Source organism: uncultured Maribacter sp. (assembly GCF_947500985.1).
In the GTDB taxonomy this organism is placed as follows: Bacteria; Bacteroidota; Bacteroidia; order Flavobacteriales; family Flavobacteriaceae; genus Maribacter.
In genome coordinates, this window is sequence record NZ_CANMTX010000003.1 from 59,012 (window position 1) to 74,740 (window position 15,729).

General features: G+C 34.3%; 13 protein-coding genes. 7 read left to right on the top strand and 6 right to left on the bottom strand.

The annotated features are described in order from the left end of the window. Positions 1-22: 22 nt before the first annotated feature. From Q0871_RS06665 to Q0871_RS06680, 4 genes are all read right to left on the bottom strand, one after another. Positions 23-2,800: a bifunctional aconitate hydratase 2/2-methylisocitrate dehydratase gene (locus tag Q0871_RS06665; RefSeq protein ID WP_299320000.1), complete on the bottom strand. Its 2,778-nt coding sequence runs from the start codon at positions 2,798-2,800 to the stop codon at positions 23-25. A 370-nt stretch (positions 2,801-3,170) separates the two neighbouring features. Continuing rightward, on the bottom strand, positions 3,171-4,124 hold the full coding sequence (locus tag Q0871_RS06670; RefSeq protein ID WP_299320003.1) for a MoxR family ATPase: 954 nt from the start codon (positions 4,122-4,124) through the stop codon (positions 3,171-3,173). A 4-nt stretch (positions 4,125-4,128) separates the two neighbouring features. Beyond that, positions 4,129-5,586 (bottom strand): peptidylprolyl isomerase, encoded by a 1,458-nt coding sequence (locus tag Q0871_RS06675; RefSeq protein ID WP_299320006.1) that lies wholly within the window; start codon positions 5,584-5,586, stop codon positions 4,129-4,131. Next, a complete protein-coding gene (locus tag Q0871_RS06680; RefSeq protein ID WP_299320010.1) occupies positions 5,561-6,460 on the bottom strand; it encodes a peptidyl-prolyl cis-trans isomerase in 900 nt (299 codons plus the stop codon). Before Q0871_RS06680 ends, Q0871_RS06675 begins: the two co-directional genes overlap by 26 nt. Positions 6,461-6,667: 207 nt before the next feature. Between Q0871_RS06680 and Q0871_RS06685 the strand changes: the two genes are divergently transcribed. The 4 genes from Q0871_RS06685 to Q0871_RS06700 all read left to right on the top strand — a co-directional run bounded on the left by Q0871_RS06685 (position 6,668) and on the right by Q0871_RS06700 (position 10,227). Then, a complete protein-coding gene (locus tag Q0871_RS06685) occupies positions 6,668-6,907 on the top strand; it encodes a hypothetical protein (RefSeq protein ID WP_282049708.1) in 240 nt (79 codons plus the stop codon). 15 nt (positions 6,908-6,922) lie between these two features. Further along, positions 6,923-8,050 carry a serine hydrolase gene (locus Q0871_RS06690; protein ID WP_299320019.1) on the top strand — a complete coding sequence of 376 codons (1,128 nt, stop codon included), beginning with the start codon at positions 6,923-6,925 and terminating at the stop codon, positions 8,048-8,050. Positions 8,051-8,072: 22 nt separating this feature from the next. Next, complete coding sequence (rluF, locus tag Q0871_RS06695) at positions 8,073-8,816, top strand: 23S rRNA pseudouridine(2604) synthase RluF (protein WP_299320021.1); 744 nt, start codon at positions 8,073-8,075, stop codon at positions 8,814-8,816. A 97-nt stretch (positions 8,817-8,913) separates the two neighbouring features. Next, positions 8,914-10,227, top strand: coding sequence for a carboxypeptidase-like regulatory domain-containing protein (locus tag Q0871_RS06700; RefSeq protein WP_299320025.1), 1,314 nt, complete (start codon positions 8,914-8,916; stop codon positions 10,225-10,227). A gap of 97 nt (positions 10,228-10,324) precedes the next feature. Here Q0871_RS06700 and Q0871_RS06705 read toward each other — a convergent pair whose 3' ends face one another. Continuing rightward, positions 10,325-10,837, bottom strand: coding sequence for a fasciclin domain-containing protein (locus Q0871_RS06705; RefSeq protein WP_299320028.1), 513 nt, complete (start codon positions 10,835-10,837; stop codon positions 10,325-10,327). Positions 10,838-11,110: 273 nt separating this feature from the next. Next, entirely contained in the window at positions 11,111-13,321 is a 2,211-nt protein-coding gene (gene recQ, locus Q0871_RS06710) for a DNA helicase RecQ (RefSeq protein WP_299320032.1), read from the bottom strand. A gap of 173 nt (positions 13,322-13,494) precedes the next feature. Between recQ and Q0871_RS06715 the strand changes: the two genes are divergently transcribed. From Q0871_RS06715 to Q0871_RS06725, 3 genes are read left to right on the top strand one after another with little or no spacing between them, the layout of a single operon-like run. After that, positions 13,495-14,472, top strand: a complete 978-nt coding sequence (locus Q0871_RS06715; RefSeq protein ID WP_299320037.1) for an SIS domain-containing protein — start codon at positions 13,495-13,497, stop codon at positions 14,470-14,472. Next, positions 14,472-15,353 (top strand): twin-arginine translocase subunit TatC, encoded by an 882-nt coding sequence (tatC, locus tag Q0871_RS06720; protein WP_299320040.1) that lies wholly within the window; start codon positions 14,472-14,474, stop codon positions 15,351-15,353. Before Q0871_RS06715 ends, tatC begins: the two co-directional genes overlap by 1 nt. After that, positions 15,337-15,687, top strand: a complete 351-nt coding sequence (locus tag Q0871_RS06725; RefSeq protein WP_299320044.1) for a carboxymuconolactone decarboxylase family protein — start codon at positions 15,337-15,339, stop codon at positions 15,685-15,687. Before tatC ends, Q0871_RS06725 begins: the two co-directional genes overlap by 17 nt. Positions 15,688-15,729: the final 42 nt, after the last annotated feature.

Sequence of the window (15,729 nt, forward strand, 5' to 3'; positions counted from 1 at the left end):
ATGAAATAATTATTTCTTTTAATTATACAACCAATAATTTACTCGAAGGCTTGAACTTAGTAAGTACAATACCATCAACTGCAGCTTGGTATTCTTCTAAAGTAGGAGTTCTACCTAAAATAGTAGACAAGACTACAACTGGAGTAGATGACAATAAAGATTCTCCTTTTTTCTCACCTGTATCTTTTACAACTCTACCTTGAAATAAACGTGTAGAAGTAGCCATTACCGTATCTCCTGGCTCAGCTTTTTCTTGGTTACCCATACATAAGTTACAACCTGGACGCTCTAAGTATAGCATGTTTTCATACTTCAAACGAGCTGCTCCTTTAGGTGCATCGTCATTAAATTCGAAACCAGCGTATTTTTCTAAAACTGCCCAGTCTCCTTCTGCCTTTAACTCATCAACAATATTATATGTAGGAGGCGCAACAACTAAAGGAGCTTTAAACTCAACTTTTCCTTGTTGTTTCTCAATGTTCTTTAACATTTGAGCTAAAATCTGCATGTCTCCTTTATGAATCATACATGATCCAATAAATCCTAAATCCACTTGTTTAGTTCCTCCGTAATAAGATAAAGGTCTAATGTTATCGTGTGTATAACGTTTAGATACATCTTCGTTATTTACATCTGGATCAGCAATCATTGGCTCAACAATCATATCCAAATCGATAACTACTTCTGCAGAATATTTAGCGTCTGCGTCTGGTCTTAATGCCGATTTAATTCCCGTTTTAATTTCTGTGATACGGTTATTTGCCTTATCAACTAATCCTTTGAGATCTTGTTTAGGATTATCCATCCCTTTATCAATCATAATTTGAATACGATCTCTTGAGATTTCTAATGATTCAATCAAAGTATCGTCTTCCGAAATACAAATAGATGCTTTTGCTTTCATTTCAGCAGTCCAGTCTGTAAACGTAAACGCTTGATCTGAAGTTAAGGTACCAATATGAACTTCAATTATTTTCCCTTGAAAAACATTCTCTCCGTCAAATTGGGTTAGCATTTGTTGCTGTGTGGCGTGAACCACATCACGGAAATCCATATAAGCTTTCATTTCACCTTTAAAGGTAACTTTTACCGATTCTGGAATAGGCATTGTAGCTTCACCTGTAGCTAATGCTAAAGCAACTGTTCCTGAATCTGCACCAAAGGCAACACCTTTAGCCATACGTGTATGTGAATCTCCACCTATGATTACATCCCAATCATCAACAGCAAGGTCATTCAATACTTTATGAATAACGTCAGTCATTGCGTGGTACTTCCCTTTAGGGTCACGTGCCGTAACTAACCCGAAGTCATTCATAAACCTCATTAATCTTGGAATATTAGCCTTTGACTTATCATCCCAAACGGAAGCTGTATGACACCCTGATTGGTAACCACAATCAACAATAGGAGAAATAACCGTTGCAGCCATCATCTCTAATTCTTGAGAGGTCATTAAACCTGTAGTATCTTGAGAACCTACAATGTTCACTTCAACTCTTACGTTTGAACCTGCATGTAATGTTTTACCCGGAGTAGAACCTACTGCATTTCTGTTAAATATTTTTTCGACAGCAGTTAAACCTTGTCCGTCAATAGAAACTTCTTTTGCTTCTGCATACACTTGAGGAACATCTATTCCTAAAACTTTACAAGCAAAAGTTTGTAATTTTTTACCGAAAACTACGGCATAAGACCCTCCTGCTTTAATAAACTCCTGTTTTGGAGGAGTTAAAGCCGTTGAGATATCTTTTACTACTTTACCGTCTTTAAATAATTCTTTTGTTTTTGTATTGATAGTAAACACTGTTCCTGTAGCTACAGAATATTCTTCTTTTAAGATTGCTTCTCCATCTGCATCTATTACAGTGTTTCCGTCAGCATCTTTTTGCTTTACCCAGTTTTTTAAATCAATTCCAATACCACCCGTTACACCAACAGTCGTTAAGAAAATTGGAGCGATACCGTTAGTACCTGCAATTACTGGAGCATAATTAATAAATGGTACATATTTACTAAAAGGAATCCCTGTCCATAGCGCAACGTTATTTACACCAGACATTCTTGAAGACCCTACTCCCATAGTTCCTTTATCGGCAATTAACATCACTCTTTTATTAGGATGTTTCTTTTTTAATGCCAATAATTCGTTTTGCTGATCCTTATTATGCTCAAACATACATTGACCATGTAATTCACGATCTGATCTTGAATGTGCATCTGCGCCTGGAGATAATAAATCTGTAGAGATATCACCGATACCTGCAACAAAAGTTACGATTTCTATTTCTTCATCAATCTCTGGTAATTTTGTAAAGAATTCTGCTTGAGCATAACTCTCTATCAATTCTTTAGCGATTGCATTTCCTTCTTTATACGCTTTTTCTAATTGCTCAGTATCTGCTTCGTACAAGAAAACTTGCGTTTTCAATACTTTTAAAGCCTCAGTAGCTATAGCTGTATCATTTCCTAACGCCAAATCTAACAACACTTCTACCGAAGGTCCACCCTTCATATGAGATAATTGTTCAAGAGCAAAAGCAGGAGTAATCTCTTTTACCACTGATTCACCAAGAACTATTTCTTTTAAAAATTTAGCTTTAACACCAGCAGCACTAGTGGTACCAGGTAAAACGTTATAGATAAAAAAGTTAAGAGAATCCTCTCTATACTCGTTGTCTATATCTTTAATTTGCTCAATAATTTTGCTAAGTAATTCAGCACCATCAATTGGCTTTGGGTGAAGACCTTGACTTTTACGTTCTTCGATCTCCTTAAGGTAATCTTTATAAATGCTCATTAAAAAGTAATTTGTTTGTTAATTTGGATGCAGACAAGTAGTTCGATTTCTTATTTCTTTCTGAAGATTTGTCGATGAAATGAGAATCATTATAACTACAAATTAACAGATTGAATTGATTTTAAGAATATACTTTATTGAATAAGAACAATGTACAATCTTCTAAACTTACCAATGTCAAATGTCATCTGTTAATTAATATTTAAGTTAACGCAATTCCGTAAAATTACGTAATATAGAACGCATTTAAAATTAAATAAGTATGATTAGCTACTTTTTCTCAAAAGATGCAGAAAGTGCGTAGATATCAAACAATAATGATAGCCATTTTGTTTAATTCTTTAGAAAAATGTAGAAAAGTGGTTGATTTTTAGAGTAACCTATCAATAATATCCTCTTCACTAATACCTTCTGCCTCTGCTTTGTAGTTTTTAATGATACGATGACGTAGTATACCTTTAACAACGGCATGTACATCTTCTATGTCTGGAGAGAACTTACCATGAATGGCAGCATTTGCCTTTGCCCCTAAAATTAGATTTTGAGATGCTCTTGGTCCTGCTCCCCAATCTAAATATTGTTTTACGTAATCTGAGGCTGAGTCTAAGTTAGGTCTTGTACTATTTACCAATTTTACCGCATACTCGACAACATTATCTGCAACTGGTATTCTACGAACCAAGTCTTGAATAGCAATAATATCTTGTGAATTAAATAATGGGTTAACCACTTGCTTTCTATCTGCAGTCGTATTTTTAACCACTTGAATTTCTTCGGCTATAGATGGGTATTTTAACTCTATAGCGAACATGAAACGATCTAATTGCGCTTCAGGCAAAGGGTAAGTCCCCTCCTGCTCAATTGGGTTTTGCGTTGCCAATACAAAATATGGTAAATCTAATTTATGTTGATGACCAGCAATGGTTACCGCGCGTTCTTGCATAGCTTCTAAAAGAGCTGCTTGAGTTTTAGGCGGAGTCCTATTGATCTCATCTGCCAAAACAATATTTGAAAATATAGGCCCTTTTATAAACTTAAAGTTTCTGTTCTGGTCCAATACTTCGCTACCAAGAATATCACTTGGCATTAAATCTGGTGTAAATTGTATTCTCTTAAAGTCAAGACCTATGGCTTGGGCAATGGTATTCACCATTAATGTTTTTGCCAAACCTGGCACGCCGATCAACAATGAGTGACCACCTGTGTAAATAGAAAGCAGAATCTGTTCAATAACCTCATCTTGACCTACAATGATCTTGGCTATTTCCTTTTTAAGCTCAGCATGTTTTACTACTAGGCGTTCTATTGCTGCAACGTCTGACATATATTTATTCTTTTACCCAGTTATTAGCGAACTCACAATCTTTGTTCTCATCGTTAACACTAATATAGGTATCTTCTATATGCTCATCCATCCATTTTTTAATGGCGTTATATTTCTTTTCAGTAAGTGCTAATTCTTGAATTTTTGTATAATCTTTAGAGAAATCGGCAACATGCTCATCATACCTGTTGGTGATTTTCAAAATTTTATATTTCGGTGCCCCACCTCTTGGATCTTCTTCTAATACAGGGTAAGTAATTTCATTATCCTTCAAGTTCTGAACTTGGTTGTACAACATAGGATCCATTTTAGTCAACTCAAATTTAGAATCAAAGTTTATAGGGTTACGCAGTAAACCACCATCAAATTTCGTTTCCTTCTCATCAGAGAAATTTAAAGCTGCCTCTGCAAAAGTAAATTCTTCACTAATAATTTTCTTACGAATACTATCCAACTCCGCTTTCGCTTCATCCAATACATTTTGCGATATTTCTGGTATAACCAAAATGTGTCTTAAATCTAGCTCTTGCCCTCTAATCTTTTCGATATAAATTATATGGTAACCAAAAGCACTTTCAAATGGCTCAGAAACTTCACCTTCTCTTAAGCTAAAAGCGACATCTTTAAACTTCTTATCAAAACCGGTATCTTTCGTAATACTATAAAACCCTCCTTTTGACTTAGAACCGGGATCTTGAGAATATAAAATAGCCTTTACACTAAAGCTAGAATCATTATCATCAACATCTGCCTTAATCTGATTCAACTTATCTATAACCTTTTGCTTTTCTTCTTCAGATGGTTTTGGCTCTTTTGTAATTTGTGCAATTTCTAACTCAGCACCAAATACCGGGCGCTCATCTTCAGGAATCCTATTAAAGAACTGACGAACCTCTTCAGGTGTAATTTCAATCTCTTTAATAATGTCTTGTTGCATACGCTCAGATAGCATACGCAGTTTATTAATCTTATAAAGTTCTTCTCTAAAACTAGCTTCGTCGGTTTTCTTATAGTACTTCAAAACCTTGTCCATTGAACCAATTTGTTGTACCAAAGATTGTAATTGTCGATCACCAGTAGCGTTTACCTCATCATCTGAAACCAAGATACTATCTTGAACTGCCTGGTTAGCGTATAAACGATCTTCCATCAACTTACCTAAAAGTCCGCAATGGGTAATATCTTCTGTAGATGCACCTTGACTTTTAAGGTCAATAAGTGTTTTTTCAATATCAGAATCTAAGATTACATAATCGCCAACAACTGCTGCTATACCATCTAGTTTAATTCTATTGAAATTAATTGATGAGTCTTTCTTTACTGGAGCTACTTCTGCTATATCTTCAATTGGTTCAGCTTCATTAGCCGAAACACTTGGTATAGAATCTTGCGCTGTTGCAATACCTGAGAACAGTAAAACTGCGCCTATGTAAATACTATTTTTTGTTTTCGAAAACTTCAAATTCATTATCCTTGATTGCTTCATCTAGTAATTCAGTTTCTAATTTGCGCAGGTAATCCATTTTTCTACGACTCAATAATACTTGTTCAATTGTAGGCTTAATAAAGGACAAAGGTGCTATGTCGTTAACATCTTTGGTTTCCTCTATTTTTCCCAAATATACCCCGATTGAATCCTCCAATTCAAAAAATTGTGAATTTTTTAAGTACTTATTGGCATTGTCTGCCGTTATCGGAGGTATTTCTTCAAATATTCTATTGTAACGCACCCAAATAGAATCATTAAAATTCAATTTAGTAAACTGAACGCCAATAGAATCTAAATATCGAATGTCATCTTTTTTAAATCTTTTTAATCGCTTACCGACCTCATCTTGATCTAAAAAACCTTTCGGCAGAGCCACAAAACGTATTCTTGCAATTCTTTCTTTCAGTTTAAAATTCTCTTTGGCATTGTCGTAAAACGTATTTAATTGCTCATCTGTAATAACTGAATCGGTTGCCTGCGCTACCAAAGCCTCTTTATAGACACTCGTGTACAATTCAGTTCTATAATCATCTACCAAGGCATTATATTCTGCCAGTTTTTCTTCAGATAAATTAATCTTAGCCTTTGATAACAACAATTGCTTAGATGCCCAATTGTTTATATAGTTGATAGCAAAAGAAGCACTATCGCCTTTGGTCATATTTTCAGTTAATAGCGGAGCTAAATCATCTTGATACAAAAAAGACTCCCCCACTCTAGCAATGACCTTTTTTTCTTCATCTTTCTTAAAAAGACCGTCGCATGAAATAAAGACAATAGAAATTAGCCCTATAGTTACAATAGGATAAAATTTACGGAGTAAAAACATTGATTTCTTAAAAAACATCGAGCAAAAATAGTAATAACCAAATCGTGTGCAAATACTTAATGATTTACTTAACACGTTTTTAGGGCTTACAAGATATAACAAATAGCTAATAATCAATTAAAAATAGCAGTTCACAGAATAGTAATGTCATTGGAAACTGGTTATTACCTGCCATTTTTTAGGTAAATTTGCCTACCTATTTTTATAATCTAACACTACATATTCTTGAACCGACAGATAAAACTTATATGGGATTTTAGAGGTCCTGCAGCATTAAAAACGGCAGAACATCATGTTAAGCACCTAAATGAATTCATCGCTTCTGAGAAAACTGCTTTGAATATTACAGGTTTTAAAGAACTAAATGATATGTACAGCATTGCATTTATGGTTGTTGAAGAAAAAGAGATGATTACAGTCAGAGATTTATTGAAACCTCATCGTGGCGAAGTCTACACTCCATAAAACCAACATAGTAACATGAAGCATTTTCTTCTTTACATATGTTGTGTTCTATTATTTTCTTGCACTCAAGAAAAGCAGAATTTAAATTTTCTTGAGGTTGCACTATCTTCTGATGACCCAAAAATAAAAAGGGTAATGGATAGCGTTGAAAACTATCAAGTACAAATTAGATACACACAAATTGATAGAAGAAATGATAGCATCATTTTTACCGACTATGATTTTCAGGTAAACGACAGCACGTATTTTTATCCTGCAAGCACGGTTAAATTCCCAACTGCCCTATTGGCTTTAGAAAAGCTCAACCAAATAGATAGCTTAACTATAGATACTAAATATTACATAGAAGGTGATACTATTGAAAGTACGGTTGCCAAAGATGTATCTGAAATTTTTGTTGTTAGCGATAATTTAGCAAACAATAGATTGGTGGAGTTCTTAGGATTTAAAGCCATCAATGAAAATTTAAGTAATAAAGAGATATCACCTGTTAGAATTAGCCATCGGTTAGGATATCATTCAGATGACTTAAGAACCAAACCCTTAATCATTTACTTAAACGATTCAACAACGGGCATCACGAAGTCTTTACTAAACAAAACACCTAAGAAGTTAGAACTATTAGACATTGAAAAGGGCATAGGTTATTATGAAGGTGATGAGCTAATTGAAGAACCATTTGATTTTAGCCTAAAAAACTACTATCCTGTTTCATCGCAACACAAGCTATTAAAACGAGTACTATTTCCAGAAAACTTTAAGGCTTCAGAACGTTTTGATATTAGTAACGAACAAAGAGCACATTTGTTAAAAGCGATGCATACCGTACCTCAAAAAGTTGGTTATGACCCAACAACATATTACGATGGCTATTGTAAGTTTTTCATGTATGGCGATACTAAGAAAGACATACCCGAGCATATTGAAATTTATAATAAAGTAGGATTTGCCTATGGTACGCTAACCGATTGCGCATATATAAAAGACACAGAAAAGAATATCGACTTTCTTTTAACTGCAACAATTTTAGTAAACAAAGATGGTATCTTTAATGACGACGCTTATGAGTACGACGAAATCGGAATTCCGTTTTTAGCGCAATTAGGACGAGAGATATACCAACAAGAAGTGAATCGAAAATAACATTAGAAATAGCAAGCTGACTATGCAAGACAATGCCAATAAAACTAGAATAAACAAATACCTCAGCGAAGCTGGTTATTGCTCACGTAGGGCTGCAGATAAACTTATTGACCAAGGTAGAGTTACTATTAATGGAGTAGTTCCAGAAATGGGTACTAAAATTTCAGCTGGCGATGTTGTAAAAGTTGATGGCGAATTAATAAAAGAATCAAAAGGAAAATCTACCTATTTGGCATTCAATAAACCTATAGGCATTGTTTGTACCACAGACACCGGAGTTGAAAAAGATAACATTATAGATTACATTAACTACCCGAAACGTATTTTCCCTATTGGTAGATTAGATAAACCAAGTGAAGGACTCATTTTCTTAACTGATGATGGAGATATTGTAAACAAGATACTTCGCGCTCGTAACAACCACGAAAAAGAATATTTGGTAACGGTAGACAAACCTATTACGATAGATTTTTTAAATAGAATGCGAAGAGGAATTCCTGTTCTAGACCAAGTAACTAGAGAATGTGAAGTTTTTGAAGTAAGTACATATCAATTCAGAATCATTCTTACTCAAGGTCTTAACCGACAAATTCGTAGAATGTGCGAATATTTAGATTATAGAGTTAAGAAATTGAAACGTATTAGAATCATGAATGTTAAGTTAGATGTACCCGTTGGTAAATGGAGAGATTTAACCGAAGAAGAATTGAAAGAAATAAATAGATTAGTGAGTACGTCTTCAAAAACATTTGATGGCAATAAATAATATATCTAAATTTCTTCATTTACAGCTGTAACGATTTAACAGAAATTATCGCAGTAATTCTTTATAAATCACTATCTTAAAAAGAAAAGCTAACATCATGTTACAAGAGAACATTTTTTCAACAAGACATTATTCTGTCAAGTATCTATTGGTATTTCTTCTTTTCGTAGGAATCGGAGTCGACACCATGTTCGCACAAACTACTAATTACACTGAATTTGCAGGTGAAGTTTTAGACGCTGACAGCAAGAAACCATTAATATTTGCTACCCTTACAGTAGACAACACCAATGTTACCACCATCACCAACTCTGAAGGTCAATTTTCTTTGAAAGTCCCCAATGAGTATAAAGAAAACAAACTAACAATTGCTTTTTTAGGATATAAAACAAAGCAAATTGCCATTGCCGAATTAGAGTTGAAGAAGAACAAAATCTTCATGAATGAATTTGTCATGGCTCTATCAGAAGCTAGTATTGACGCCCCTAATGATGCAGAAGCACTGGTAAAAGAGACTTTAAACAAAAAAGGTGACAACTACCTAAATGAAAGTACGGTAATGACTGCGTTTTACAGAGAAACTATTAAAAAAAGAAGAACCAATGTAAGCCTATCTGAAGCTGTAGTAAATATTTACAAAACTCCCTATTCATCTAAAAAGACTGATGCCTTAGAACTTTACAAGGCAAGAAAAAGTACCGACTACACTAAATTAGATACCGTAGCATTAAAACTACAAGGTGGTCCGTTCAATACGTTGTTCGTAGATATGATAAAATACCCTAATTACATTTTTACTCCTGAGACATTAGCCTATTACGATTTTTCTTTTGACACCTCTACACGTGTAAATGACCAATTAATATATGTTATCGATTTTAAGCAAAAGCCTGAAATAATCGACCCTTTATATTTCGGCAAGTTATATATAGATGCTGAAAACAAGATTTTGACCAGTGCTATTTACTCGCTTAACATTACCGATAAGAGATTGGCTTCTCAAATGTTTGTACGAAGAAAGCCTAAGAATGCTGAAGTATGGCCTACAGAAGTATCTTATCGCGTAGATTATAGAGAAAAAAATGGTAAATGGTATTACGGCTATAGTAATGTATTATTAGAATTTAAAATCAATTGGGATAAGCGATTGTTCAACTCAGTATATAGCATGAACTGCGAAATGGCCATTACCGATTGGGAAAAGAATACTGACAATGCCTTCCCAAAATATAAAGATAGAATGAAGTCTTCTATTATATTAAGTGACGAAGCCATCGGTTTTTCTGATCCAGATTTCTGGGGAGAATACAATATCATAGAACCAGAAAAATCTATAGAATCTGCCATCAAAAAAATACAAAGACAATTACGAAAAGATAAAACTATCAATGGCGGTACTGCTGCACGCTAAAAAATTTTTAGAGCTTTAAGTAGTGTTTAGAAAAATCCCTTTGCTATTCTAGTATTAGAATTACAAAGGGATTTTTATTTTCAATAGTATGTTTTAATTACTTTGGCATTACCACACCATCTATAGCGTGAATAACTCCGTTGCTAGCAGCAACATCAGCCATTACTACAGTTGCCATATTTCCTTTTTCGTCTTTCAACATTACTTTATCACCATTTAATGATAAAACAATTGTACCACCTTGCACGGTTTTCACATCGAAAGAACCGTTGTTATCTGTAATTGCTTTGATAACGTCTGCAGCCATATACTTACCAGATACTACATGATACGTTAACAAACCGCTCAAAGCATCTTTACTGCTTGGCTCTAATAAAGATTCAACTGTACCGGCAGGCAAAGCATCAAATGCACTGTTCACAGGAGCAAAAACTGTAAAAGGACCTTCACTACTTAATGTTTCTACCAAATCAGCCGCTGTAACCGCTGCCACTAAAGTTGAAAAATTTTCATTTCCTACTGCTACATCTACAATAGTTTCTGACTGCGCGTTAATATTCGTTACAAATAATGTAATTGCGCTTAATAATGTAATTTTTAAAATTTTCATAGTTCTTTTTTTTAGATTTCTGTAAAAGTATAACGGAACATCAAGCAATAGTCTTAAATTTTGTTTAAAATTTTAATAAAAAAATTAAACAAAATTTATTTAACTGTAATTCAATCAATTAAGAACTATAATAATTCAATAACTGTCAATTAATCTAAAACTTGAAGCATAAAAAAAGTCTAGTATGAATAGAAAAAAATTTCTATTTACGCTAGACTTTTAAAAATTATACAATCAATAAACTTTCGCAGAATATAACCTAACAGTATCCGTTTAGTTCGCTACTTCACTAATGAACTTTAAGCGATAAAGTCGTAATTCTTCTTCCTCATACTCACCATCAAATTCAGACATCGCTTCTTCTAAATCATCAGTATCAGATTCTAAAAAGTACTCATGAATTTCATCTTGCTGATCTTCATCTAAGATATCATCAATCCAATAATTAAGATTCAACTTAGTACCACTGTATACAATCTGCTCCATCTCTTTGATTAAATCCGGAATCTCCAATCCTTTAGAGGATGCAATATCAGACAAAGGTAATTTTCTATCTACATTTTGTATCACATACAATTTCAAGGCAGAATTTGCACCTGTACTTTTAACCACAAGATCATCTGGTCTAATAATTTCATTCTCCTCAACATAGGTATTAATAAAAGCTAGAAAAGGTTTACCGTATTTCTTAGCTTTACCCTCACCAACACCATGAACGTTTAACATTTCTTCATGTGAGATAGGGTATTTCAATGCCATATCTTCTAAAGAGGGATCTTGAAAAACTACAAAAGGAGGAACACCCAATTTCTTGGCCTGCGCTTTTCGTAAATCTTTTAATTGCTTCAATAATTTCTCATCTGCAATACCACCAGATTTGGCAGCACCTACGATAGCATTATCATTTTCAGCATTATACACATGATCTTTGGTCATCATAAAAGATGATGGCTTACTTAAAAATTCTTTACCACTATCAGTTACATGTAATACTCCGTATTGCTCTATCTCTTTTCTTAAAAGTCCTGCAACCAAAGTTTGGCGAATTAACGCCATCCAATAACTTTTATCTTTATCAGAACCAATTCCGAAAAATTCTTTTTCATTGGTTTTATGCGAAGAGATGATAGCATTTGTTTTTCCACGCAAGGCATTTACAATCTCTTTCGATTTAAATTTCTCACTTGTACCCGTTACTACTTTAAGTAGCTTTTCAACATTACCTTTAGCTTCTTCTTTCTCTTTAGGGTTTCTGGTATTGTCATCCATTTCGGCACCTTCGCCGTTGATGTCATCAAACTCTTCACCAAAATAGTGAAGCATGAATTTACGTCTAGACATAGAAGTTTCGGCATATGCTACAACTTCTTGTAACAGCGCATTCCCAATTTCTTGCTCAGCAACCGGTTTGCCCGACATAAATTTTTCTAGCTTCTCTATATCTTTATAAGAATAGTATGCCAAACAATGTCCTTCACCACCGTCACGACCAGCCCTACCCGTTTCTTGATAATAACTTTCAATACTTTTCGGAATATCATGGTGAATTACAAAACGTACATCTGGCTTATCGATACCCATACCAAAGGCAATGGTTGCAACAACCACATCTACGTCTTCCATCAAGAACATATCTTGATATTTTGATCTTGTTTTCGCATCAAATCCTGCATGGTATGGTACGGCACTTACGCCATTCACCTGTAAAACTTGTGCTAATTCCTCTACCTTTTTACGGCTTAGGCAATATATAATTCCTGATTTACCCGAATTTTGTTTTACAAAACGAATAATATCAGCTTCAATATTTTCTGTTTTGGTACGTACTTCATAAAATAGGTTTGGTCTGTTGAACGAAGCTTTAAATAACTTCGCACCACCTATACCTAAATTCTTAATTATATCTTCTTGTACTTTAGGCGTCGCCGTAGCAGTAAGGCCAATAATCGGAATATTATCTCCTAATCGCTCTACTATAGATTTAAGATTTCTGTATTCGGGTCTAAAATCATGACCCCATTCAGAAATACAATGCGCTTCGTCTACTGCTACAAAAGAAACCCTAACTGAGCGTAAGAATTCTACATTCTCTTCTTTTGTCAGCGATTCTGGTGCAACGTATAACAATTTGGTTATACCATCGGTTATATCTTGTTTTACCTGTTTTATCTCCCCTTTGTTCAAAGAGGAATTTAGTACATGTGCAACTCCTATTTCAGAAGACACACCACGAATGGCATCTACCTGGTTCTTCATTAAAGCAATCAAAGGCGAAACTATAATTGCCGTACCCTCTTGCATAAGGGCCGGTAATTGATAGCACATTGATTTACCACCACCTGTTGGCATAATAACAAACGTATTATTCTGCCGAAGAACATTCTTGATTACTTCCTCTTGAAGTCCTTTAAACTTAGAAAAACCAAAATATTTTTTTAATGAGGAATGTAAATCGATATTGTCAAATTCTTTACTGTCAGTCACATTTTACATTTAAGGGGACACTACTTACTTTAAAATTTTATAAGCGAACAAAATTACAATTTGCCTAGCTAGGCGTTTCTAAATTATTATGCGATAATCGGCATATAAAATTAAGTTTGTTTAATTTTGTCATCTTAAAGATAATACATTCTTTTAGGAATACAATCCATAATTTGAATAATAGATTGATTGCAACGGACACCATTATTGGCTTAGCGAAAAAAACCATTGAAACTGAGCGTGATGCTATAGCACAACTTTCCTCTCTTTTAACCGATGATTTTGCTAGTATCGTAAACTGCATTATTGAAGCAAAAGGGCGCGTTATCATTTCAGGTATTGGAAAGAGCGCTATCATTGCCACAAAAATTGTAGCAACTATGAATTCTACGGGTACTCCCGCAATATTTATGCATGCCGGAGACGCTATACATGGAGACCTTGGAACCGTACAAGATAATGATGTTGTTATCTGCATTTCTAACAGCGGAAATACACCAGAAATTAAAATGTTGGTTCCGCTCATAAAAAGAGGTACTAACAAGCTAATTGCCATGACGGGTAACACCGATTCTTTTTTGGCAAAACAAGCAGATTATATTCTAAATACGCACGTTGATAAAGAAGCTTGCCCTAACGGACTAGCACCTACGACAAGTACTACAGCTCAATTAGTTATGGGTGATGCCCTTGCAATTGTACTTTTAGAAATTAAAGGTTTCAGTAGTTCTGATTTTGCAAAATACCACCCAGGCGGATCTTTAGGTAAGAGATTATATTTAAGAGTTGCAGATTTAGTAAGTAAAAATCAAGTACCTCAAGTTCAAAAAGATGAAGAGGTTAAAAAAGTAATTGTAGAAATCTCTAAAAAAATGTTAGGGGTAACTGCCGTACTTGATGGCGAAAAAGTTGTCGGTATCGTAACCGATGGCGATATTAGACGCATGTTAAACAAGCATGATAATATTAAAGGCTTAACTGCCGAAGACATCATGACAAAAAAACCTAAAACCATACCTGCAAACACTTTGGCTATTAAAGCTTTAGAGCACATGCAAAAAAAGGGAATATCACAATTATTAGCCATGGATAAAGATTCGTATGTTGGTGTTATTCATTTACATAATTTAATAAACGAAGGTATTTTATAATGAGTTCCAAAACTACCACGCCACCAAACGAGATGTCATTTCTTGACCATTTAGAAGAATTAAGATGGCACTTAATTAGATCCGTATTAGCTGTTGTCATCATTGGAAGTGTTGCATTCTTAATGAAAGGTTTCATCTTCGATACGATTATTTTCGGACCTAAGAACATGGATTTTCCAACGTATCGCTTTTTTTGTGATATCGCTACGTGGTTGAATCAAGTGCAATCTTTTACAGTAATAGATTCCTCTTTCTGTGGTGATGAATTCCCGTTCTCTATACAAAGTCGTGAAATGGGCGGACAGTTTTCAGCCCACATCTGGACCTCTATTTGGGCAGGTGTTATTCTTGGATTCCCCTACATATTATATGAAATGTGGAAGTTTATAAGTCCTGGTCTTCATGCGAACGAACGCAAGAATTCGCGAGGATTTATACTAATTGCTTCTCTATTATTTTTTATTGGTGTATTATTCGGTTACTATATCGTAGCGCCACTTTCTATTAACTTCTTAGGATCTTACGTTGTTAGTGATTCTGTATTAAACGAGTTCGATTTAGATTCGTATATAGGTACATTAAAAATATCCGTGCTTGCTTGTGGTATTTTATTTGAACTACCAATTATCATTTTCTTTTTAACCAAAGTAGGTTTGGTTACGCCAGAATTAATGAAAAAGTATCGAAAAATTGCTTTGGTGGTTGTTTTGATACTCTCTGCGGTAATTACCCCGCCAGACGTTACAAGTCAAATTATAGTTGCTATACCCGTAATATTTTTATACCAAATAAGTATTTATATTTCTGGAATGGTATTGAGAAAAGAAAGAAAAAAAGCTGAAAAAGAAAAAAAGAAAAATAGAAATGTCAAACCAAATTGAAGAATTTAATGCCTACCGTTCTAAGATGAACGATAAGTTGTTGGCTGATAATAATAAAGTTGTAAAACGCATATTTAACTTAGACACCAATGCCTTTGCTGCAGGTACTTTAGACGTAAAAACTAAAGAGTTATTAGGTCTTGTAGCATCTACTGTACTTCGTTGCGACGATTGTGTAAAATATCATTTAGAGAGTTCTTATAACGAAGGGGTTTCTAAAGAAGAAATTATGGAAACGCTGAGTATTGCAACTCTTGTTGGCGGTACTATTGTTATACCACATTTACGAAGAGCTTACGAGTATTGGGAAGAATTAGAAAACCAACAAGGTTAAATAATCCCTAATTACTTTTCTAACAGACCAATAACCAATAGA